This window comes from Actinoplanes sp. URMC 104 (genome assembly GCF_051386375.1).
Classification (GTDB): domain Bacteria; phylum Actinomycetota; class Actinomycetes; order Mycobacteriales; family Micromonosporaceae; genus Actinoplanes.
Genome location: NZ_JBPQTO010000002.1, coordinates 354,055 through 373,980 on the forward strand (window position 1 = coordinate 354,055; position 19,926 = coordinate 373,980).

General features: G+C 73.9%; 20 protein-coding genes. 11 read left to right on the forward strand and 9 right to left on the reverse strand.

Features of this window, described 5'->3' with window-relative positions; all coding sequences use genetic code 11:
* Positions 1 to 18: 18 nt before the first annotated feature.
* Positions 19 to 663, forward strand: coding sequence for a hypothetical protein (locus ACSNN8_RS02640; protein WP_436646733.1), 645 nt, complete (start codon positions 19 to 21; stop codon positions 661 to 663).
* On the opposite strand, the gene fgd is transcribed toward ACSNN8_RS02640, so the two are convergent.
* Together fgd and ACSNN8_RS02650 are read right to left on the reverse strand one after the other, a co-directional pair.
* A complete protein-coding gene (gene fgd / locus ACSNN8_RS02645) occupies positions 660 to 1,658 on the reverse strand; it encodes a glucose-6-phosphate dehydrogenase (coenzyme-F420) (RefSeq protein ID WP_436646735.1) in 999 nt (332 codons plus the stop codon). The genes ACSNN8_RS02640 and fgd overlap by 4 nt on opposite strands.
* Positions 1,659 to 1,668: 10 nt before the next feature.
* A complete protein-coding gene (locus ACSNN8_RS02650) occupies positions 1,669 to 3,549 on the reverse strand; it encodes a sigma-70 family RNA polymerase sigma factor (protein WP_436646737.1) in 1,881 nt (626 codons plus the stop codon).
* Positions 3,550 to 3,715: 166 nt separating this feature from the next.
* Between ACSNN8_RS02650 and ACSNN8_RS02655 the strand changes: the two genes are divergently transcribed.
* From ACSNN8_RS02655 to ACSNN8_RS02670, 4 genes are all read left to right on the forward strand, one after another.
* Positions 3,716 to 4,105 carry an ATP-binding protein gene (locus ACSNN8_RS02655; RefSeq protein ID WP_436646738.1) on the forward strand — a complete coding sequence of 130 codons (390 nt, stop codon included), beginning with the start codon at positions 3,716 to 3,718 and terminating at the stop codon, positions 4,103 to 4,105.
* 88 nt (positions 4,106 to 4,193) lie between these two features.
* Entirely contained in the window at positions 4,194 to 5,336 is a 1,143-nt protein-coding gene (locus ACSNN8_RS02660) for a PP2C family protein-serine/threonine phosphatase (protein ID WP_436646740.1), read from the forward strand.
* Between the two features lie 103 nt (positions 5,337 to 5,439).
* Positions 5,440 to 5,904, forward strand: coding sequence for a MarR family winged helix-turn-helix transcriptional regulator (locus tag ACSNN8_RS02665; RefSeq protein WP_436646741.1), 465 nt, complete (start codon positions 5,440 to 5,442; stop codon positions 5,902 to 5,904).
* Between the two features lie 14 nt (positions 5,905 to 5,918).
* Entirely contained in the window at positions 5,919 to 6,806 is an 888-nt protein-coding gene (locus ACSNN8_RS02670; RefSeq protein ID WP_436646743.1) for an LLM class flavin-dependent oxidoreductase, read from the forward strand.
* Positions 6,807 to 6,845: 39 nt separating this feature from the next.
* Here the strand turns inward: ACSNN8_RS02670 and ACSNN8_RS02675 are convergent, their stop codons facing one another.
* The gene (locus ACSNN8_RS02675) at positions 6,846 to 7,193 is read right to left on the reverse strand and encodes a histone-like nucleoid-structuring protein Lsr2 (RefSeq protein ID WP_436646745.1); all 348 of its coding nucleotides are present in this window, start codon (positions 7,191 to 7,193) and stop codon (positions 6,846 to 6,848) included.
* A gap of 189 nt (positions 7,194 to 7,382) precedes the next feature.
* Between ACSNN8_RS02675 and ACSNN8_RS02680 the strand changes: the two genes are divergently transcribed.
* Together ACSNN8_RS02680 and ACSNN8_RS02685 are read left to right on the forward strand one after the other, a co-directional pair.
* Positions 7,383 to 7,811: a hypothetical protein gene (locus ACSNN8_RS02680; RefSeq protein WP_436646746.1), complete on the forward strand. Its 429-nt coding sequence runs from the start codon at positions 7,383 to 7,385 to the stop codon at positions 7,809 to 7,811.
* An 86-nt stretch (positions 7,812 to 7,897) separates the two neighbouring features.
* Complete coding sequence (locus tag ACSNN8_RS02685; RefSeq protein WP_436649377.1) at positions 7,898 to 9,136, forward strand: D-alanyl-D-alanine carboxypeptidase family protein; 1,239 nt, start codon at positions 7,898 to 7,900, stop codon at positions 9,134 to 9,136.
* 19 nt (positions 9,137 to 9,155) lie between these two features.
* Here ACSNN8_RS02685 and ACSNN8_RS02690 read toward each other — a convergent pair whose 3' ends face one another.
* The gene (locus ACSNN8_RS02690) at positions 9,156 to 9,671 is read right to left on the reverse strand and encodes a DUF456 domain-containing protein (RefSeq protein WP_436646748.1); all 516 of its coding nucleotides are present in this window, start codon (positions 9,669 to 9,671) and stop codon (positions 9,156 to 9,158) included.
* Positions 9,672 to 9,887: 216 nt separating this feature from the next.
* On the opposite strand from ACSNN8_RS02690, the gene ACSNN8_RS02695 reads away from it, so the two are divergent.
* Positions 9,888 to 10,808, forward strand: a complete 921-nt coding sequence (locus ACSNN8_RS02695; RefSeq protein ID WP_436646749.1) for a sigma-70 family RNA polymerase sigma factor — start codon at positions 9,888 to 9,890, stop codon at positions 10,806 to 10,808.
* A 39-nt stretch (positions 10,809 to 10,847) separates the two neighbouring features.
* On the opposite strand, the gene ACSNN8_RS02700 is transcribed toward ACSNN8_RS02695, so the two are convergent.
* Positions 10,848 to 13,178 (reverse strand): HelD family protein, encoded by a 2,331-nt coding sequence (locus ACSNN8_RS02700; RefSeq protein ID WP_436646751.1) that lies wholly within the window; start codon positions 13,176 to 13,178, stop codon positions 10,848 to 10,850.
* Positions 13,179 to 13,356: 178 nt separating this feature from the next.
* Between ACSNN8_RS02700 and ACSNN8_RS02705 the strand changes: the two genes are divergently transcribed.
* Positions 13,357 to 13,872: a hypothetical protein gene (locus ACSNN8_RS02705; protein WP_436646753.1), complete on the forward strand. Its 516-nt coding sequence runs from the start codon at positions 13,357 to 13,359 to the stop codon at positions 13,870 to 13,872.
* A gap of 51 nt (positions 13,873 to 13,923) precedes the next feature.
* Here the strand turns inward: ACSNN8_RS02705 and ACSNN8_RS02710 are convergent, their stop codons facing one another.
* A complete protein-coding gene (locus ACSNN8_RS02710) occupies positions 13,924 to 14,763 on the reverse strand; it encodes a sigma-70 family RNA polymerase sigma factor (RefSeq protein ID WP_436646754.1) in 840 nt (279 codons plus the stop codon).
* Between the two features lie 318 nt (positions 14,764 to 15,081).
* Between ACSNN8_RS02710 and ACSNN8_RS02715 the strand changes: the two genes are divergently transcribed.
* Positions 15,082 to 16,605, forward strand: coding sequence for a DEAD/DEAH box helicase (locus tag ACSNN8_RS02715; RefSeq protein WP_436646755.1), 1,524 nt, complete (start codon positions 15,082 to 15,084; stop codon positions 16,603 to 16,605).
* Positions 16,606 to 16,649: 44 nt separating this feature from the next.
* Here ACSNN8_RS02715 and ACSNN8_RS02720 read toward each other — a convergent pair whose 3' ends face one another.
* Positions 16,650 to 17,324: a response regulator gene (locus ACSNN8_RS02720; protein ID WP_436646756.1), complete on the reverse strand. Its 675-nt coding sequence runs from the start codon at positions 17,322 to 17,324 to the stop codon at positions 16,650 to 16,652.
* Positions 17,315 to 18,481 (reverse strand): sensor histidine kinase, encoded by a 1,167-nt coding sequence (locus tag ACSNN8_RS02725; RefSeq protein WP_436646758.1) that lies wholly within the window; start codon positions 18,479 to 18,481, stop codon positions 17,315 to 17,317. Before ACSNN8_RS02725 ends, ACSNN8_RS02720 begins: the two co-directional genes overlap by 10 nt.
* A 189-nt stretch (positions 18,482 to 18,670) precedes the next feature.
* Here ACSNN8_RS02725 and ACSNN8_RS02730 point away from each other — a divergent pair, with 189 nt between their 5' ends.
* Positions 18,671 to 19,372: a hypothetical protein gene (locus ACSNN8_RS02730; RefSeq protein ID WP_436646760.1), complete on the forward strand. Its 702-nt coding sequence runs from the start codon at positions 18,671 to 18,673 to the stop codon at positions 19,370 to 19,372.
* Positions 19,373 to 19,409: 37 nt separating this feature from the next.
* On the opposite strand, the gene ACSNN8_RS02735 is transcribed toward ACSNN8_RS02730, so the two are convergent.
* Complete coding sequence (locus ACSNN8_RS02735; protein ID WP_436646762.1) at positions 19,410 to 19,922, reverse strand: YceI family protein; 513 nt, start codon at positions 19,920 to 19,922, stop codon at positions 19,410 to 19,412.
* Positions 19,923 to 19,926 lie beyond the last annotated feature (4 nt).

Here is a 19,926-nt window from a genome sequence, read left to right on the forward strand (position 1 = left end):
TCACGCTCTGTAAGGGTTATGGTCACGCGCCTGCGTCTCTGGCTGCGCGCGTGGCTGCTCGCCCTGCGGGGCGAGCGGAACGAGCCCTCGCCGGCTGCCGTCCCCGGCCGCGCGGTTCCCTCCCCCGCCGCCGCGGCCGGCAACCTCGCCTACACCGGCCCCGAGCGCCGCGCGTACGCCGGTGAGACCGGAGCAGGCCGCCGGGCGCTGGACCGCCGGGCCGTCGAGGCTCTGGCCGCGGAACGCTCGGCGGGCGAGCGGCTGACCCGCGAGCGGACGGCCGGGCGCGGGCTCGCCGGTTCGGCGGGCTGGTCGCGGGCCGACAGCCGGCAGGGACAACAGGTGTGGGCCCACCCGGCACAGGCGAGGCGTGCCGCCGACGGGCGCGGCCGCAACACCCCGCCGCCGGCCCGGCGCGACGGGCACCCGGAACGGCTCGGCGGCCCGGACGTGCAGCCCCGCCCGGCCGCGGCCCCGTGGGCTGCGACCCCGTGGACAGCGGCCCCCGGCGCGGCGCAGCCGCCCCGGGCCCGGGAGGTCGGCACGCGGCGGCGGCGCATCCAGGCCACCCGCCAGTCGCAGCCGGACCTGCGGGTGATCAACGGCGAGGGCACGGGCACGACCTCCGGCCGCCGTGCCCGCCTGCGCCCGGTGAAGGACTAGGCCCGCTCGCGCAGCTGCGGCAGGATCCGCTCGCCGTAGAGCCGCAGGAACCGCTCCTGGTCGGGGCCGGGGGCGTGGAACACCAGGTGCTTGAAGCCCATGTCCAGGTACTCGGCGACCGTGCCCGCGTGCTCCTCGGGGTCGGAGGAGCAGATCCACCGGGTCACCGTGCGCTCGACCGGCAGCGCGTCGGCCCGGCGCTGCATCTCGATCGGGTCCTCGACGCCGGTCTTCTCCTCGGGCGAGAGCGCGAGCGCACCCCAGTACTGCGTGTCGTTGCGGGCCTTGTCGATGTCGTCGTCGAAGCTGACCTTCACCTCGATCAGCAGGTCCAGGTCGTCGATCGTGCGCCCGGCCTTCTCGGCGCCCTCGCGCACCGCCGGCAGCAGCGTCTCGGTGTAGAGGTCGTGGCCCTTGCCGCTGGTGGTGATGAACCCGTCGGCGATGCGGCCGGCCAGCCGGGTGGCGGCCGGGCCGGAGGCGCCGATGTAGATCGGCACCGGGGTCTCGGGCTTGTCGTAGATGGTCGCGTTCTCGGTGCGGTAGAACTGCCCCTCGTACGTCACCCGGTCCTCGGTCCAGAGCTTCTGGATGAGCTGGACCGCCTCCTTGAGCCGGGCGAAGCGCTCCTTGCCGTCCGGCCACTGCAGGCCCAGCGGCACCTCGTTGAGCGACTCGCCGGAGCCGACGCCCAGGATCGTGCGGCCCGGCGCGAGGCAGCCGAGCGTGGCGAACGCCTGCGCGACGACGGCGGGGTGGTAGCGGAACGTCGGGGTGAGCACGCTGGTGCCGATCAGCACCCGCTCGGTGCGGGCGGCGAGCGCGCCCAGCCACGGCAGCGCGGCGGGGGCGTGCCCGCCGTCGTGCCGCCACGGCTGGAGGTGGTCGCTGACGAACACCGAGTCGAAGCCGAGCTCCTCGGCCAGCACGCCGTACCTGAGCAGTTCCACCGGCGGGAACTGTTCCGCCGAAGCCTTGTACCCGAACCGAATCATGGGCCCGACGTTACCCCGCCGCCTTGTACGCCTTGCCGGCCTCCGTGGGGCTGTCTCCGTCCTTGTAGAGGCCGAAATCGACGCTGTCGCCGACGGCGGGCAGCCCGAACCAGGCGTACCGCTCGACGTACGACCGCTTCTGCATGCCCTTGGTCGAGCCGTTGATGAACGTCACGAGCTGGGCCTGGGTCGGGTACTTGGGGGTGCCGCCGAAGTTCATCAGGCCGTACTCGGTGACCCAGATCGGCTTGTTGTAGCGCTTGTGCACGGCGTCGACGTAGCCGAGGAACTGGTCGACGGCGGCGGCGGAGAAGTCCGAGCCGTACCAGTGCAGCGTGATGAAGTCGACGCGGTAGCCCTTCTGCTTCGCGCCGGTCATGAACCGGTCGAGCCACCCGCCCGGGGTGTCGCCGCCGTACGCGACGGCGGGACTGCCCAGCCGCTGCCCGTTGGCCTCGAGCCGGGGCCAGGCCGCGAGCGCCTCGTCGACGCTCATCTTGGCCTGGCCGTCCATGTCGGGCTCGTTGAAGCCGAGCAGCTCGTCGCCCTCCTTCTTCGCCTCGGCGAGGGTGGCGGCGGTGACGTTGGCCTTGCCCCAGATCATCGGCACGAACTCGACGTCGGCGGGGCCGGGCATGGTCCGGTTGGTCGACGACCAGTTGTAGTACCAGCCCGCGCCGACGTCGTCGAGGGCCGGCTTCGCGTCGGCGAACTCCCAGACGCCGACGCCCTTCTTCTTGCTCGCCTTCGCGGTGATCACCACGGGGGCCTTGGTCGTGGGCTTCGGCTTCGCGCTGGTCGGCTTCGGCTTCGGCGTGGCCGACGGGCTGGGCCGGGCGCTGGTGGGCGCGGGGCGGGGCGGGGTCGTGCGCGCGACCACGGCCGCGGTGGTGACCGGCGGCGGGTCGGATTTCTGCGTCACGACGACGGCGGCCGTGCCGCCGGCGACCGCGGTGGTCGACAGGGCGGCGGTCAGCACCTTGCGGGACAGGCTGAAGCCCACCTTGGCGGCGAGGTGGGCGCCGCTTCCCTTGGCCGCCGCGACGCCGCCGCCGGCCTTCGCGCTCACGAGGCCGCCGCCCGCCTTGACGCCGGCCAGCTTCGCGGCGCCCAGCGGCAGCACGCCCTTGCCCAGCAGGCCGGCCGGCAGCGGGACCAGCGCCATGCCGGCCAGCAGCCGCTCGGCCGCGACGAGCCCGTTCCACGCCGGCGCGCAGTGGCGGCACTCGCGGGTGTGGCGGGCGATGCGCTTGCGCCACAGCGGGCTGGGCCGGCCGTTCCAGTCGGCGGTCAGCAGCTGCAGGTCGGGGCATGGCGGCGCGGCGGCGAGCGCGCGCACGACGACCCGGGCGGTCTCGAGCTGGCCCTTCATCCGCTGGATGCGCACCGCGGCGTGCTGGCGGGTGACCTCGGTGGCCTCGACGATCTCGTCGCGGGTCAGCTCGCCGGAGGCCTCCAGCCACCACAGCGACAGCAGCTCGCGGTTGTCCTCGTCGAGCCAGCGGGTCGCCTCGGCGGTCTCGCGGCGCTGGCCGCTGAGCTCGAGCCGGGTGATCGCCAGGTCGGTGAAGTCGGCGCCGGGGTCGCGCACGTCCTCGTGCACCAGCGCCTCGGGGGCGCCGCGCCGGGCCCGGAACCGCTCGCGCACCTGCCGTACGGTGATCGCCACCAGCCACGACCGGAACGCCTCGGGCTCGCGCAGGTCGCCCAGGTTGCGCAGCACGCGCAGCATGACGTCCTGCACCACGTCGTCGACGTCCGCGTGGCCCTCCAGCGCCCGCCCGACGATCGTGTAGACCAGCGGCAGGTAACCGGCCACCAGCCGGTCGACCGCCACCGGGTCGCCGTCGCGTGCGGCGATCACGACCGCGATGTCGGGTTGTTGCGCCATGGTCCTGCCTTCCGTCGGGCGTGCCGTGCCGTGGCCCCTCGATCGGCCACGGGAAGGGAGACGACCGAGCCGTCCATGGATAACACGTTTTCCCGCGCCCTTCGGATGAGCGGGCCGCCGCCCGCGATTAACGCACGGGCCGAGCGGGAACCGTAGTCCCATGCGTATGACAGTCCGACTGGACCTGCCCCGTGAGGCGGGCAGCGTGCCCACCGTCCGGCGGCTGCTGCGCTCCGCCCTCGCCGTCCTGCACGTCGACCACGGGTCCCAGGACGATCTGGAGATCGCGATCACCGAAGCGTGCTCCAACGTCGTGCGGCACGCCACCGGGACCGAGACCTTCGAGGTCTGCCTCGACGTCGCCGAGAAGCACTGCTCCATCGACGTGCGCGACAACGGCCCCGGGTTCGACCCGGAGACGGCCGGCGCCGAGGCGGGTGCGGTCAGCGAGAGCGGACGGGGGCTGAATCTGATCAAGGCCCTCGGCGAGAACGTGCGGATGACCTCGGTGCCCAAGCGCGGCAGCCTCATCCACTTCGAGAAGTCGTTCGCCTGAGCCTGGTTCCGGTCCACCGGCGGCAAGCGCCTATCATGCTTGCTGTCCAGCAACTAATGTCCGGGAACGTCGTGGGAAGGGAGCCCGAGTGTCCGGCCGTCCGGTTTCCGTCGGCTCCCTGCTGCGCTCGGCGCCGCCCGATCGGCTTCCCGAGATCGTGGCCGGGCATCTGCGCGACTGGTTCCCCGTCGACGACGTCGAGGTGCTGCTCAGCGACCTCACGCTGACCGCGCTGTGGCCCGTGCTCGACCCGGGCTCGCCCGTGGGCGGGCCGCTCGAGCAGCGCTGCTTCGGCAGCCAGGAGCCGGTGACCGACACCGGCTCCGGCCGCGTGCTGCTGCCGCTGACCACGTGGGGCGACCGCCTCGGCGTGCTGCGGATCCGGCTGAGCGCCGCGCCCGACCCCGCCCTGGTGACCGAGCTGACCGTCGTCGCGGACGAGCTGGCCCTCGCGCTGCGCGCCGCCGACAAGGACACCGACCGCTATCGCCAGGTCGCCCGGCGGCAGCGCCTGACCATGGCCGCCGAGCTGCAGTGGGACCTGCTGCCCGGCCGCTCGCTGCGCGGCGAGCGGTTCGTCCTGGCCGGGCAGCTCGACCCGGCGTACGCGATGTACGGCGACCACTACGACTGGTCGCTCACCGACGACCGGCTCACGCTGACCGTGCTCAACGGCTACGGCGACGGCATGGAGGCGGCGCTGCTCACCACCGTCGCGGTCAACGCGATGCGCAACGCCCGCCGCTCGGGCGCCAACATCGTCGAGCAGGCCGAGCTGGCTTCCGACGCCGTCTACGCGCGCTACGGCGGCGCGGCGCACGTGGCCACGCTGCTGCTCGAGCTCGACCTGGCCGGGGGCTCGATGGAGGCGGTGGACGCCGGCTCGCCGCGGGCCCTGATCGCCCGCAACGGGGACATCAGCACGGTCACCTTCGAGCAGCAGCTGCCGCTGGGCATGTTCGGCGACAGCCGGTACGAGACCCAGAAGTTCCAGCTCGAGCAGGGCGACCGGCTGCTGGTGGTCAGCGACGGCGTGCACGCGGCGACGCCGGGCGGCCGGCCGCCGTACGGGGAAGCCGGTCTGCTCACCGCGCTGCGCCGCACCCGGCTGCAGCCGCCGACCGAGGCGGTGGGCACGGTGATCCGGGCGCTGCGCGAGTACCACGCCGGCGACGACCAGGAGGACGACGCCGTCATCGTCTGCCTCGATTGGCTGCGCGCGTCGGCATGATCTTCCCGGCGGGCGGGTAGAGGCACAGCGGGCTCACCTCTGCCCCGGTTTCTCACGCCTGCCGTACGCCTGCCGAACGTCTGCCGAACAGGAAAGCGCCGCCATGGACGGGGTCACCGACGTCGCCGCCGCCGTCGAGTCGACGGTCGACGCGCTGGTGTCGGTGCTCGACGCCGCCGGCCTGGCGCAGCACCCCCGGGTGCCGCCGGCCCAGCTGCGGGTGCTCGCGATCATCGCGCAGAACAAGCACACGAACATGAGCCGCCTCGCCGAGGCGCTGGAGGTCGTGCCGTCGTCGGCGAGTCGGCTGTGCGACCGGCTCGAGGCCACCGGCCTGCTGCGGCGGCTGCCCGACCCGCGCGACCGGCGCGAGGTGCGGCTGCTGCTCACCCCGGCCGCGCGCCGGCTGCTCGACCAGCTGCGCGAGCGCCGCCGCCGCGCGCTCGAGGAGGTGCTCGAGCGGATGGCTCCGGCCGACCGCCAGCAGCTGGTGCAGTCGCTGCGCGCGTTCGCCCGGGTAGCGGTCGGTGAGCCCGGCGGAGAGACCGGAGGCCTGCGTACGGCGTGAGGTAGCGTCTGCCGATGCGCATCGGCATCGTCATCCTTCCCGACCAGCGTTGGTCCGTCGCCGGGCGGCGCTGGCAACGCGCCGAGGAGTACGGCTTCGACCACGCGTGGACGTACGACCACCTCGGCTGGCGCGACCTCGTGGACGGCCCGTGGTTCGACGCGGTCCCCACGCTCACGGCGGCCGCGATGGTCACCCGGCGGATCCGCCTCGGCACGTACGTGGCCTCACCCAACTTCCGGCACCCGGTGCACTTCGCCCGGGAGATCACCGCGCTCGACGACATCTCGCAGGGCCGCCTGCTGCTCGGGCTGGGCGCCGGCGGCATCGGGTTCGACTCGGCGGTGCTCGGCCGACCGGAGCTGAGCCCGCGCGCCCGGGTCGACCGGTTCACCGAGTTCCTCGAGCTGCTCGGCACGATCCTCGGCAACCCGGCGACGACGTGGAAGGGCGACTACTACGCCGCCGTCGACGCGCGCAGCACGCCCGGCCCCCGTCAGCAGCCGCGCCCGCCGTTCGTGGTGGCCGCGAACGGCCCGCGTGCGCTGCGGCTCGCCGCCCGGCACGGCGACGGCTGGGTGACCACGGGCATCACCGGCGCGGCGCCCGAGACGGCCGCGCAGTGGTGGGCCGACGTGGCTCGGATCGTCGCGGGCTTCGACGCCGCGCTCGACGATGCCGGCCGCCCGCGCGACGCGATTGCGCGCTATCTGAACCTGGACTCGTCGCCGGTGTATTCGCTGAGCAGCGCCGAGGCGTTCGAGGACGCGGTGGGCCGGGCGCGCGAGCTCGGCTTCACCGACGCGATCACGCATTGGCCGCGCGAGTCGAGCTGGTATGCCGGCGACGAAAAGGTGCTGGAATCGGTCGCGGCGCGGCTGCCGCGGCTGCGCAGTTTGTAGTCGCGGCTCGCCCGCAATTTGCATGCCGGCGGCGGGCGGTCAGCCCCCGTTCGCCGCCCGGTATGCCTCGGTCACGCTCTGCGGAATGCGGCCGCGCTCGGAAATCTGATGCCCGTTGGCCGTCGCCCACTCGCGGATCTGGCGGTTTTCGTCGCGGGAGCCCGCCGTGCGGCCCGAACCCGGGCGCCGGGACGGGATGCGGGCCGCGGAGCGGCCGATGCGAGTGCCCGCGTTGATGTAGGGATCCAGCGCCTTCCGCAGCTTGCCCGCGTTGGCCTCGGAAAGGTCGATCGTGTAGCTGGTGCCGTCGAGACTGAACTCGACCGTTCGATCGGCCTTCTTTCCGTCCAGATCGTCGATCAGAGTGGTGATTACCTGCCGCGCCATGACGACTCCCGAGTCCATCCGACCAACCGCGCCCAAGTGTTGCTCGCCGCGGCCTTCTCGCGCAACTGTCCGGGGCGAATTCGCAATTCTTTCTCGACCGATCTCAAATGGCGGCACGTCCATTCACGGTAATCGGGCGGGAAAGCCTCGGCTTGGCCGGACGGCGAGCCATCACCTAGGGTCGCTGGCATGGACTCCGACGCCGACTGGACCCGGCAGCGACGGCAGGCCATCGCCGGCCACGCCGCCGCGCTCGAGGCGGGACGCGCCGCCGAGGCCCGCGAGGCGGCCGCCCTCATCGACGAGTTCGTGCGCCGCGCGGGCGAGCGCGGGCTGACCCCCGGCACGCTGCAGGCTCGAACCTTCGACGGCCGGGCCACGTACCGGACCCATGTGCGTGGGTGGTATCTCAAGTCCAACCGTTCGGTCGCCGTGGGCGAGGACGGGGAGTACTACGTGCTGACCGTGCCGGCCTCGCTGCGGGCCCGCTTCGCCGGCGCCGACCTGACCCCGAGCCGCCCCCGCCTGATCGTCGGCGCGGGCGGCGGCGACGGCGAGACCGTGCCGTTGAAGCAGCTGCTCGACCAGCGGCTCGAGGCGGGAGTCTCCTGGCCTTGATCCGTCGTCCCCTGGCGGCCCTCGCGGCCGCCGCCCTCGTCGCCGCGGCTCCCCTCCCCGCTCCCGCCCCGGCCGGCGCCGCCGGCCTGGCTCCGGCGCGGGGCGCCGCCCGTCCTCCCGGCCTCGTCGCGGCGCGGGCCGCTGCCCGTCCTCCCGGCCTCGTCTCGGCGCGGGCCGCCGACATACCGTGCCCCAAGCCGAAGGTCGCGCCGCCGGCCGACCGGCCACCCGCGCCCGTGCCGCCGCCCGACGACCCGGTCGGCAGCGCCATCGGCGGCGACGCGCTCGCCACCCACGGCCTGGTGATCCCGCCGGGCGCCAAGGCCCCGCCCGCGGTCACCGCGAGCACCTGGATGGTCGCCGACCTCGACACCGGCGAGGTGCTCGGCGGCTGCGGCCCGCACGTTCCCCGCACGCCGGCGAGCGTGCAGAAGACCCTGCTGGCCGCCACCGTGATCGACAAGCTGAACCCCGCCCAGCGCATCACCGTCACCCCGAGCGACCTGAACATCGAGCCCGGCAGTTCGGCGGTCGGCCTGATCCCCGGCGGCACGTACTCGATCTCCACGCTGTGGCTGGGCCTCATGCTCAACTCGGGCAACGACGCCGCCAACGCGCTGGCCCGGCTGGCCGGTGGCGGCGGCCCCGACGGCGTGGCCAGGACGGTCGCCGCGATGAACGCCACCGCCCGGCGCATCGGCGCCTATCAGACCCACGCCGTGACCCCGTCGGGCCTCGACGGCAAGGGCCAGTTCACCAGCGCGTACGACCTGGCGCTGATCGCCCGCGTCTGCTTCGCCAACGCCGACTTCCGCCGCTTCGTGCGCACCCCGCGCGCCCGGATGCCCGCCCAGCCCAAGCTCAAGAAGCCGGGCTTCCAGTTCCAGAACGAGAACAAGCTGATCTTCAACTATCCCGGGGCGCTGGGCGGCAAGACGGGGTTCACCAAGCTGGCCCGGCACAGCTACGTCGGCGCCGCGCAGCGCAACGGCCGCCGCCTGGTGGTCACGCTGCTGGGCGCCGAGGCCCGCCCGCTGCGCGGCTGGCAGCAGGGCGCGGCGCTGCTCGACTGGGGTTTCGCGCTGCCCGCCGACGCGTCCGTCGGCAAGCTGGTCTCCCCGCAGGACCTGGCTCCCGCGCCCTCCCCCACACCCCCGCCGCCCGCACCCCCGAAGGCGGCCGCGACCCGGACCCAGTCGAAGCCCGAGCCGCCCCAGGTGCTCTCCGTTGCTGCCGCGGCGTCGGTGGCCCTGCTGCTGGCCGGAACCCCCCTGCTGCTCCTGCTCACCCAGCGCCGCCGGCGCCGCCCCAAGCGCACCCACTGACCGTTTTTCACGAGGGCGCTCAGGGCAGCTGCCAGTCCGACCAGAGCAGCCCGAAGACCCAGACGACGGCGACAGCCAGCGCGGCCGTGAACTCGATCAGCATCGCCATCCCGGCGGCGGCCACGGCCTGCCGGGTCGACGGCCACGCGCCCGCGGCGCCCAGGCGCGTGCGCTCGACCAGGTAGATCCCGAGCACGAACCCCAGCGGCAGGCCGATCACCGGGATCACGAAGAAGCCGATCACGCCGAGCAGCCCGCCCGCGATCAGGGCCGAGTTGGGCACGCCGGCGCCCTTGAGGCGGCGGCCGGGCAGCAGGTATTTCACCAGCGCGCCGAGCAGCGCCACCGCGGTGGCCACGCCGAACACCAGCCAGCGGACCGCGTCGCTGCCCTCGCCGAGGATCGCCCAGAACAGCACGCCGGCCCAGCTGAGCAGCAGGCCGGGCAGGATCGGGATCACCACCCCGACCACACCGACCGCGATCGCCACTCCGGCGATCAGGGTGATCACCCATCCGCTGTCGGTCAGGTCCATGCGCCAAAGGTGCCAGCCCCGCGCACGCGCGAAAAGACACGGACCCGAGTTCTCAACCAACCCACAGCCGCGACCGATGGGTCAGGCGGTCGCTCCCGCCGAGAACAGCAACCCTTACGCACCCGCGACGAACTTAGCCGGCACCCGGTCGCGGACGAACTTCCCTGTGTACGCCGGAAAGCCCACCACGGGCTGCCGACAACGGGGGAGACACACATGACCAGCACCGCGACGACCGCTGCCGACATCGCTGCCGACACCGCCGCCACGACGGTGCTGTCCGCCCGTGAGCAGGAGGAGATCATCCGCACCCACATGCCGCTGGTCGGCCACCTGGTGCGCGACATGCTCAGCCGCATCCCGAACCACATCCACCGCGACGACCTGACCAGCGCCGGCCTGCACGCGCTGGTCACCGCGGCCCGCAGCTGGGACCCGGACCGCGGCATCCCGTTCCACCGCTTCGCGAGCACCCGCATCCGCGGCGCCATCCTCGACGAGCTGCGCGCGCTCGACTGGGCGACCCGCTCGGTGCGCACCAAGGCCCGCGCCACGGACACCACCCGCCAGCAGCTCACCACCACGCTGGGCCGCACGCCCACCGCGGACGAGCTGGCCCAGGCGCTCGGCACCACGACCAGCGAGCTCAAGCAGACCGACACCGACGTGGCGCGCGCCACCGTGCTGTCGCTGCAGGGCTTCACCACCAGCAGCGCCGACGACCTGGTCACCGAGAAGACCCCGGGGCCGGAGGACATGCTGCTGCGCCGCGAGCAGATCGGCTACCTGCACCACGCGATCGGCTCGCTGCCCGAGCGGCTGCAGGTCGTCGTCACCGAGTACTTCCTCAACGAGCGCCCGATGGCCGACATCGCCGCCGACCTGGGCGTCACCGAGTCGCGGGTGTCGCAGCTGCGCGCCGAGGCGCTGTCGCTGCTCAAGGACGGCCTCAACACCCACCTCAACCCGGAGCTGGCCCCCGTGCCGGACAACCCGGAGGGCATCACCGCCCGCCGCCGCGCCAGCTACTACGCCGCGATCGGCGACAACACGTCGGTGCGCAGCCGGCTGGCGCTGACCAACGCGCACGGCCACACCGCGTACAGCCGCGGCGCCAAGCCGTTCGCGGCCGCCTGAGCGAGAGGGGCCCGGCCGATGCCGGGCCCCTCGTCTCGTTCACGCCAGCGCGTTCAGCACCTTGGGCAGGTCGGCGGTGTGCAGCACGCCGAGCCGCCGGGTCGCCCGGGTGACCGCCACGTAGAGGTCGGAGAGCCCGCGCGGGCTCTCGGCGATGATCTCGTCGGGCTCCACCACGATCACCGAGTCGAACTCGAGGCCCTTGGCCTGCCGCACGGTCATCAGCACCACCTGGTTGAGCAGGTCGGGCTGCTCCCCGACCGCCGCGCCGGGCACCGCCTCGACCAGCGCGCGGCCCAGGTCGGCTTCGCGCGCCTCCGGCACGATCACCCCCACGCGGCCCTCGCCGGCCTCGGCGGCCTCCACGCGTACCGCCGCGATCACCTCGGCCGGCAGCGCGACCGGCGGCACCCGCAGGGCCCACGGGTCGACGCCGGCCGTGCGCACCGACCGCGGCGGCTCCAGCGCGGGGTCGAGCGCGGAGAGCACGTCGGCCGCCACGGCCATCACCTCGGCGGGCGTACGGTAGTTCACCGTCAGCTCGACCAGGTTCCAGCGCTGCGCGACGTACGGCTCGAAGACCTGCTCCCACGTGGTGGTGCCGGCCAGCTCCGAGGTCTGCGCGACGTCACCGACCACGGTCATCGAGCGGCTCGGGCAGCGCCGCATGAGCAGCCGCCACGCCATCGGCGAGAGCTCCTGCGCCTCGTCCACGATCACGTGGCCGAACACCCACGTGCGGTCGGCGGCGGCGCGCTCGGCGGCCGTCCGCGTGTCGAGCACCTCGTGCCGCTCGACGAAGGCGCTCGCGTCCACCACGTCGATCGCGGAGAGGATCTCCTCCTCCTCGTCCTCGAAGTCGAGCGAGCGGGAGCCCTCGACGATCTCGAGCACACCCTCGGCGTACTCGATCGCCTCGCGCCGCTCGCGGGCCACCTCACGGGCCCGCAGCGTGTCGTCGACGCCCAGCAGCTCGGCCAGCTCGTCGAGCAGCGGCACGTCGGCCGGCGTCCAGCGGGCGGACCGGTCGCGCAGCAGCAGCGCCCGCTCGTCCGGGGTCAGCCCCGGCGTGGCCGACTCGAGCCGGTCGGCGTCGCTGAGCAGGTCGCGCAGCACCTGGCGCGGGGTCAGCACCGGCCAGAACTCGAACAGCGCGCGCTGCACGTCGATGTCCTCGCGCAGCTCGCGGCGGGTCTCGGCGAGGTCGGCCTCGGAGAGCAGGTTCTCCCCGCCCAGCGGGTCGGCGCCGATGCGCTCGGCGATCTGCAGCGACAGCGCGTGGATCGCCTCGGTCACGAAGATCGAACGGGCCACGTTGTGCGGGCGGCCGGGGCGGCGGGCCGCGGCGCGCGCGTCCTCGAGGACGGCCCGCTCGATGCGCAGCGGATAGCCGTCGTGGTCGACCTCGACGTACGTCTCGGGGACGGTCTGCCGGTCGGCCACGGCGCGGGCCAGCACGTCGAGCATCGCGGTGCGGCCCTTGAGCGCGGCGGCCGCGGGCGGTTCGACACCCCTGGCCCGTACGCCCGGGAACATGTCACCCAGCGTCGCGAGCAGCACCCCGGTCTCCGCCAGCGACGGGAGCACCTGGGAGATGTAGCGCAGGAACGTCGGGTTCGGCCCGAGGATGAGCACGCCCTGCTTGGTGAGCTGACCGCGGTACGTGTAGAGCAGGTACGCCGCCCGGTGCAGCGCGACGGCGGTCTTGCCCGTGCCGGGGCCGCCCTGCACGACCATGATCCCGTTCAGCCCGGCGCGGATCACCTCGTCCTGCTCGGCCTGGATGGTCTCGACGATGTCGCGCATCCGGCCCGTGCGGTTGGCGGTCAGCGCGGCCAGCAGCGCCGCCTCGCCGGTCACGTCCTCGCGGCCGCGGCCGTCGCCGGCCTCGAGGTCGAGCACCTCGTCGTCGATGCCGGTCAGCACCCGCCCACGGGTGCGCAGGTGCCGGCGGCGGGTCACCCCGTCGGGCGACACCGCGGTCGCGAGATAGAAGGCGCGGGCCGCCGGGGCCCGCCAGTCGACCAGAAGCGGATCACGGTCGTGTTCCTCGGCCGACAATCCGATGCGGCCGATGTAGCGCGGTTGATCGGCGGCGAAATCGAGCCGTCCGAAACAGAGGCCGTTCTCCACCGCGTTCATCTGGGCGAGTTGCTCGGTGTAATGACCGCGGGTGGCCTCGCGCTGGGCCCGGCCCTGCGGGGTGCCGCCGGCCTCGAGCAATATCGCGCGCAGCCGCTCGTCAGCCTGCGCCCGCAGGCCGTCCAGCCGCTTGTAGAGGGTGGTGAGGTACGCCTGTTCGGCACGGAGGTCGTCGTCTCGCGTCACCGCGGCGGAGCTTGACAAAGCCACTCCCCTTTGTGCTATCATTCGCGGGCAGCGCTCATTTGTGAGCGTTTTTTTATTGCTGGCAAACGGCCAGAATAGCGCATCGACCGCCATGCCCCCACCCGTCGGCCAGGTTACGGCCTGCCGATGAAGTGTCGTCCATCGGTCTACTTTTCCGGCGAGCCGTTACGCGCGGCGGCGGTGACGCTTTAACCCGGTCATGACCCACAACCACCCGATCCGACGCCTCGGCGCGCTGGCCCTCGCGGGCGCCGCCACCCTCGCCTTCACCTCCGCCTGCACCGGCGACGACGAGGCCCCGGCCGGCAACGCGGCCCAGGCGGCCGTCGGCGGCCCGGAGCCCAAGACCGTCGAGGGCGCCAAGTCGGCCGCGCAGACCGTCTTCGACCGCTTCGCCGGTGGTGACTTCGCCGGCGCCTGGGAGATGTACACCGCCGCCGGCAAGCAGGCGATCAGCAAGGCCGACTACGTCAAGCTCAACCAGGCCTGCTCGCGCAAGGGCCTGGCGATCCAGCTGACCAGCGCCCGGATGGAGGGCGCCGACCGGGCCGTGGTCATCGCCAAGCAGCTGGTGGCCGCGCAGTCGTACACGATGGTCTACGAGGGCGACGCCTGGAAGCTCGAGCCCGCCAAGGAGGGCCTGGCCCTCTACAAGCAGGGCGCGGCCAAGGCGATCGCGGCCCAGAAGAAGGCCGGCACCTGCGCCAACCAGTAACCGGCGACACAGTGGAGGCCCGCCGCGAACCGCGGCGGGCCTCCGTTCCTCTCAGGCAGCTGTGGGCAGACCGTCCGGGCCGGTCAGGGCCAGCCGGGTCCGCAGCGTCCCGCGGCTCGCGATCTGCTCGTAGTAGGCGGCCCGGCGGCGGGCCACGCATCCCTCCTTGGCCGGGTTCTCCGCGGCGAGCGCCGGGTCGAGGTGCGTGTTGAGGCCGTCGCGCAGCAGCCTCAGCGCCTCGGCGCGCAGCTGCGACACCCGCGACTCGCTGACGCCCAGATCCTCGGCGATGCGGGCCATCGGCCGCTCCTCGAAGAAGTAGCCCTGCACCACCGTGCGCAGCCGGTCGGGCAGCGCCTCGATCGCGTGCCGCAGATAGCCCAGCCGCTCGCGCACCAGCAGCATCTCCTCGGGGCCGGCGCTGGGCTCGGTCACCATGTCGTCGGCGGCGGCGGTGGCGAAGCCCTGCAGGCTGAACACCACGGCCCGCTGCACGTCGTCGTCCGCGTGCTCGATGTCCTCGACCGAGCAGCCGAGCCGCTCGGCGACCTCGCGCACGGTGGGCGTGCGGCCCAGCTCCGCGGTCAGCTCCTGCCGGGCCGAGTCGGTGCGCCGGGCCCGCTGCCGCACCGAGCGGCTGGCCCAGTCGAGGCCGCGCAGCTCGTCGAGCAGCGCGCCGCGCACCCGGGCCGCCGCGAACCGGGCGAACGGCACCCCGCGGGCGGGGTCGAAGCCGCGGGCCGCGTGCACCAGCGCGGCGTACCCGGCGGAGAGCAGGTCGTCCCGGTTGACGTGCGCGGGGATCCGCGCCAGCATCTCGCGCACCAGATGGCCGACCAGCGGCATGTGGTCCTGCACGATGTCCTCGCGGCGGCGGTCGGCAGAGGTCATGGGGGGTCTCCTCGCGTACCTGGCCGGGGCGGGGGGAGAGCCCGGCGCTGAGGAGAACGGTGATCTCGTTCGAGTGCGGAACGGGTCCCGGACGGGTGCAGGAGAGTTGCTTCACAGCCCCGCGGCCGTCCCGGCGAGGTGCGGGTATGCTTGATCACGCGGCCCGCCCAGTCTTGCCTCGGGCCGCCTTGCGACCGGTCCCCGGCAGGCGTTGCAGCCACCGGCCCGGTCCCTCGGATCGACCACCACGCGCCGCGACTGAGAACAAAGTCTGCGCCGGGCAGGACGACCCCTCTGACACTCTGGAGTTCCCGCTACATGTCCACCTTCACCGACTTCGGCGTGCCCGCCGTGCTCACCACGGCCCTCGCCGAACTCGGGATCACCACCCCGTTCCCCATCCAGGCCGCCACGCTGCCCGACTCGCTGGCCGGCCGGGACGTGCTCGGCCGCGGCCGCACCGGCTCCGGCAAGACGTACGCCTTCGTGCTGCCCGTGCTCGCCCGGCTGGCCGCCTCGAAGTCCCCGCGCCGCCCCGGCCGCCCGCGCGCGCTGATCCTGGCGCCGACCCGCGAGCTGGCCACCCAGATCGACGCGACGATCGCGCCGCTGGCCGCCAAGCTCGGCCTGCGCAGCCTGACCGTCTTCGGCGGCGTCGGCCCCACCCCGCAGATCAGGGGCCTCAAGGCCGGCGTCGACGTGGTCGTCGCCTGCCCCGGCCGGCTCGACGACCACCTGCGCAGCGGCCACGCGTCGCTGGACGCCGTCGAGATCACCGTGCTCGACGAGGCCGACCACATGGCCGACCTCGGGTTCCTGCCGGTGGTGCGCCGGCTCATGGAGCAGACCCCGCGCGACGGCCAGCGCATGCTCTTCTCGGCGACGCTGGACAACGGTGTCGACGTGCTGGTCAAGCGGTTCATGCACAAGCCGGTCACACACTCCGTGGACTCGGCCGCCGAGGCGCCGGTCGAGATGTCGCACCACGTGCTGCACGTGCGCGGCGACGACCGCTTCCCGGTGCTGGTCGACCTGCTCTCGGCGCCGGGCCGCTCGGTCGTGTTCACCCGCACCAAGCGGCGCGCCAAGGTGCTGACCCGCCAGCTGATCGCGGCCGGCGTGCCCGCCGTGGAGCTGCACGGCAACCTGGCGCAGAACGCCCGCAACCGCAACATGGCGGCGTTCTCGGACGGCACCGCCGAGACGCTGGTCGCCACCGACATCGCGGCCCGCGGCATCCACGTCGACGACGTCGCGCTGGTGATCCACGCCGACCCGCCCGTCGAGCACAAGGCCTACCTGCACCGCTCGGGGCGTACGGCCCGGGCCGGCGCGCAGGGCACGGTGGTCACCCTGATGACCGACGACCAGCAGGCCGAGGTCCGCGACCTGACCCGCAAGGCCGGCGTGCGGCCCACCACGAGCCGCACCCGCCCGGGCGACCCGCTGCTCGCGGAGCTGGCGCCGGGCGAGCGCACGTTCGTCGCCCCGGCGGCCGCTCCCGCCGCCCCGGCGGGGACGGCGACGTCGGCCCCCTCGCGGCGCGGGCGTGGTCGCGGCGCCGGACGTCCCGCCGAGGGCGCCGCGCCGGAGCAGACGTCGGCACGCCGCCGTCCCGGCGCCGCCCAGCCGCGCGCCACGTCGGGTCGCTCCGGCGCCGCTCAGCCGCGCACCGGGTCGGGCCGCTCCGCCGCAGCCCAGCCGCGCACCGGGTCCGGCCGCTCCGGCGCCGGCCAGCCGCGGTCGGGTTCCACGCCCGTCCACACCAGCCAGTCGCGCAGCGGCGGCGCCGCCGCTTTCTCGGCCGGCACCCGGGTCGGCGGCCGGCGCTCGGGCCGCTAGGTCTCCTGCTCCAGCAGCCGCCTGCGGCTGCTGGAGCACGCACCTCACACCTGGGCCTCCCCCGGGCGCACGTGGCCGGTCTCGTAGGCGGCCACCACTGCCTGCACCCTGTCCCGTACGCCCAGCTTGGCCAGCACATTGGACACGTGCGTCTTCACGGTCGCCTCGCCCAGGTACAGCTCACCGGCGATCTCCGCGTTCGACAGGCCGCGGGCGATCAGCCGGAGCACGTCGCGCTCCCGCTCGGTCAACGTGTCGAGCACGGCCGAGCGGCGGGTCCGCACGGGCGAGGCGCTCGCGAAGGACTCGATCACCCGCAGCGTGACGTTGCGGTCCAGCAGACCACCGCCGGAGGCGACGGTACGCACGGCATCGACCAGCTGCTCCGGCGGTGACACCTTCAGCAGGAAGCCGCTCACGCCGGCGCGCAGTGCCGCCTCCAGGTAGTGGTTCTCGTCGAACGTGGTCAGGATGATCACCTTGACGCCGGGATGGGCGGCCAGCACCCGCCGGGCGCCCTCGATGCCGTCGACGTGCGGCATGCGGATGTCCATGAGGACGACGTCCGGCTGCGTCGCGGCCACGACGTCGACCGCGGAGGCTCCGTCGGACGCCTCACCGACGACGGTGATGTCCGGTTCGGCGCTCAGCACCATGCGCAGGCCCACCCGGATCATCGCCTCGTCGTCGACGAGAGCCACTCCGATGCTCACTGCCACCTCCGGGCGATGGGAAAGCGTGCGGTGACCGCGAAGCCGCCCTCGTCGCGCGGTCCCGCCCGCAGCGTGCCGCCGAACATCGCGGTGCGTTCCCGCATGCCGATGAGGCCGTTGCCGCCGACCCGGTCCGTGCCGGAGGGCTGCACCGCGCCGCCTCCCTCGTCGATCACCTCGATGGTCACCGCGTCGGGGGCGTACCGGATGGTGACGTCCGCGTGGCTCCCGGGCGCGTGCCGCAGCACGTTGGTGAGGGCCTCCTGCAGGACCCGGTACGCCGAGACGTCCAGCGCGCGGTGCAGCTCGCCGGGCGAGCCCTCCACCTCCAGGCCGACCGACAGACCGGCCGCGCGCACGTCGGCGACCAGCTCCTCGGCACGCGACAGCGAGGGCGCGGGCGCCGCCGGTTCGGTCGTGCCCGCGTCGCGCATGATGCCGACGAGCGCCCGCAGCTCGTCGACCGACTGGCGGCCCAGCCGCTCCAGGCCCAGCATGACCTCCCGCTCGGTCTCCCGCGTCTCCAGGACGTCGTGGAGCTGCCGGCGCAGGCCTCCGATCTGCAACGTCATGACGCTGACCGAGTGCGCGACGGCGTCGTGGATCTCGCGGGCGATGCGCGTGCGCTCCCCGGCGACCGCGGCCCGGGCCACCGCCTCGCGCTGAGCGTCCAGCGCGGCCGCGAGCTCGACGAGCGTACGGCTGCGCTGCCGCTCCCGTTGCACGAGCACCCCGCTCCACCAGGCGACCACGAAGATCAGCGAGAAGAAGACGTTCATCCACGAGAAGCCCTCGCGGACGGTGTCCGAGGCGGCGTAGACGACCATCGCGACGACGAGCCCGAGCCGGGACCGACGGACCGGCTCGGCGAAGCCCGCCCATCCGACGGCCAGCAGGGTGGCGATCAGTCCGGTGCCGCCCGGCCCGGGAATGTCGAGCACGATGCCGACGGGATAGAACCCGGCCACCACCGCCGCCCCGGCAGCGGGCCGCCACCGCGCGAGGGCCAGGCCCGCCGGGATCCAGGCGGCGACCACCACCAGATGGGCCGGCGTCGGCCGGAAGCCCGGGTCGGACAGCGCCTCGAGGACCGCGAGCGCGCCCAGCGCCGGCGGCAGAAGCCAGGTCAGCAGGCGCAGGCCGCGCCTGTGGAGTGCTCGCACGCCTCGACCTTAGAGGCGGCGGGGTCCCGGCAAGATCCGTCGCACGGCGGAGCCGCGGCCCGGACTGCTCCGTCGCGCGGGGGAGCCGGACTGGCTGCGTGGCTGCGGAGGCGGGATGAGAGCCGCGGGCGGAAGCATTCGTCACGTCGCCGGCCACGAGGGCCGGCACCGCCGAAGGGATCGCAGACGATGACCACCACGCACCAGGCAGCTCCGGGGACCGGCACCACCGCACCCGCCGGCGTCGCGAGCCGCCGCCCGGCCCTGCGCCTGCTCGCCGGCGGCGCGCTCATGGCCGGCCCGGTGCTGTTCGCCCTGGGCATGGCCACCACGCCCCAGGCCGCCGGCGACTCCGACCCCGCCTACATCGCCTCCCTGGCGCACGACGCCACCATGACCCAGGTCTCGGCGCTGTTCCTGCACTACGCCAACCTTCTCCTCGCGCTGGGCATCCTGGCCGCCCCCGCGCTGGTCCGCGGCCGACGGGGTCACTGGCCCACGCTCGTCGGCTCGGTGCTGGCCGCCGTGGCGTTCGGCAACCTCTCCGGCTCGCTGCTCAGCGACTGGTGGAACCTGTCGGCCGGCACGCACCTGCCCGCCGAGCAGGCGGTCGTCGTCTTCCAGGGCTTCAAGCAGGCGTCGCTGCTGGGCTGGTGGACCGGCACCACCCCGTTGAACCTGGTCGGCCCGCTGCTGGTGCTGGTCGGTCTCGTCCTGGCCGGCGTGGTCCGGTGGTGGACGGTGCCGCTGCTGATCGCGGGTGTCGCCGGCCTGGTGGCGATCCCGGCCGACCTGCCGCTGGTCACCGCCGGGGCGGTGCTGGTGGGTTTCTCGCCGCTCGCCCTGATCGGGCTGCGCCTGGTGGCGCGGTGGCGGGCCGGCACGGTCTGAAGCGCCGTGCGCGCGCCGGCCCGCCCGGCGCGAAGGACTAACCGGCGTACAGGTCCAGCGTGATCCGCACGGGCCGGGCGATGATCGCCCGGCCCGTCGCCACGCCGGCGGCCACGCGGTCGACCGTCGCGGACGCGACGAAGTGGCAGCCGTCGGCGGTGGGCTCGGCCACGTCGAGCGCGAGGGTCACCTCGCTGTCGCGGCCGCGCACCCGCAGCACGCCGGTGAGCAGCCAGCCCGCGACGCCGCGGCGGCAGCCCGTGCTGCGGAACCCGATGACCGGGTGGTTGGCCGCGTCGAGGAACTTCGGGCCGGTGATGTCCTTGTTGCGGCGCGCGTCGTCGCTGTGGAAGCTGCCGGCGTCGAGCACGGCGGACGCGCTGGACGCGGCCGGGTCGGCGGCGACGGTCACGGTGCCGCCGCGCAGCGCGACGGTGGCGTGCACCGGCTTGAGGCCGAAGACGTGGGTCGCGGTGAGCCGGCACGAGGAGCGCTGCGGGTCGAGGGTGTAGGTGCCCGGGCGAAGGGTGGTCTGCACGTTTGTCGTCATGCTT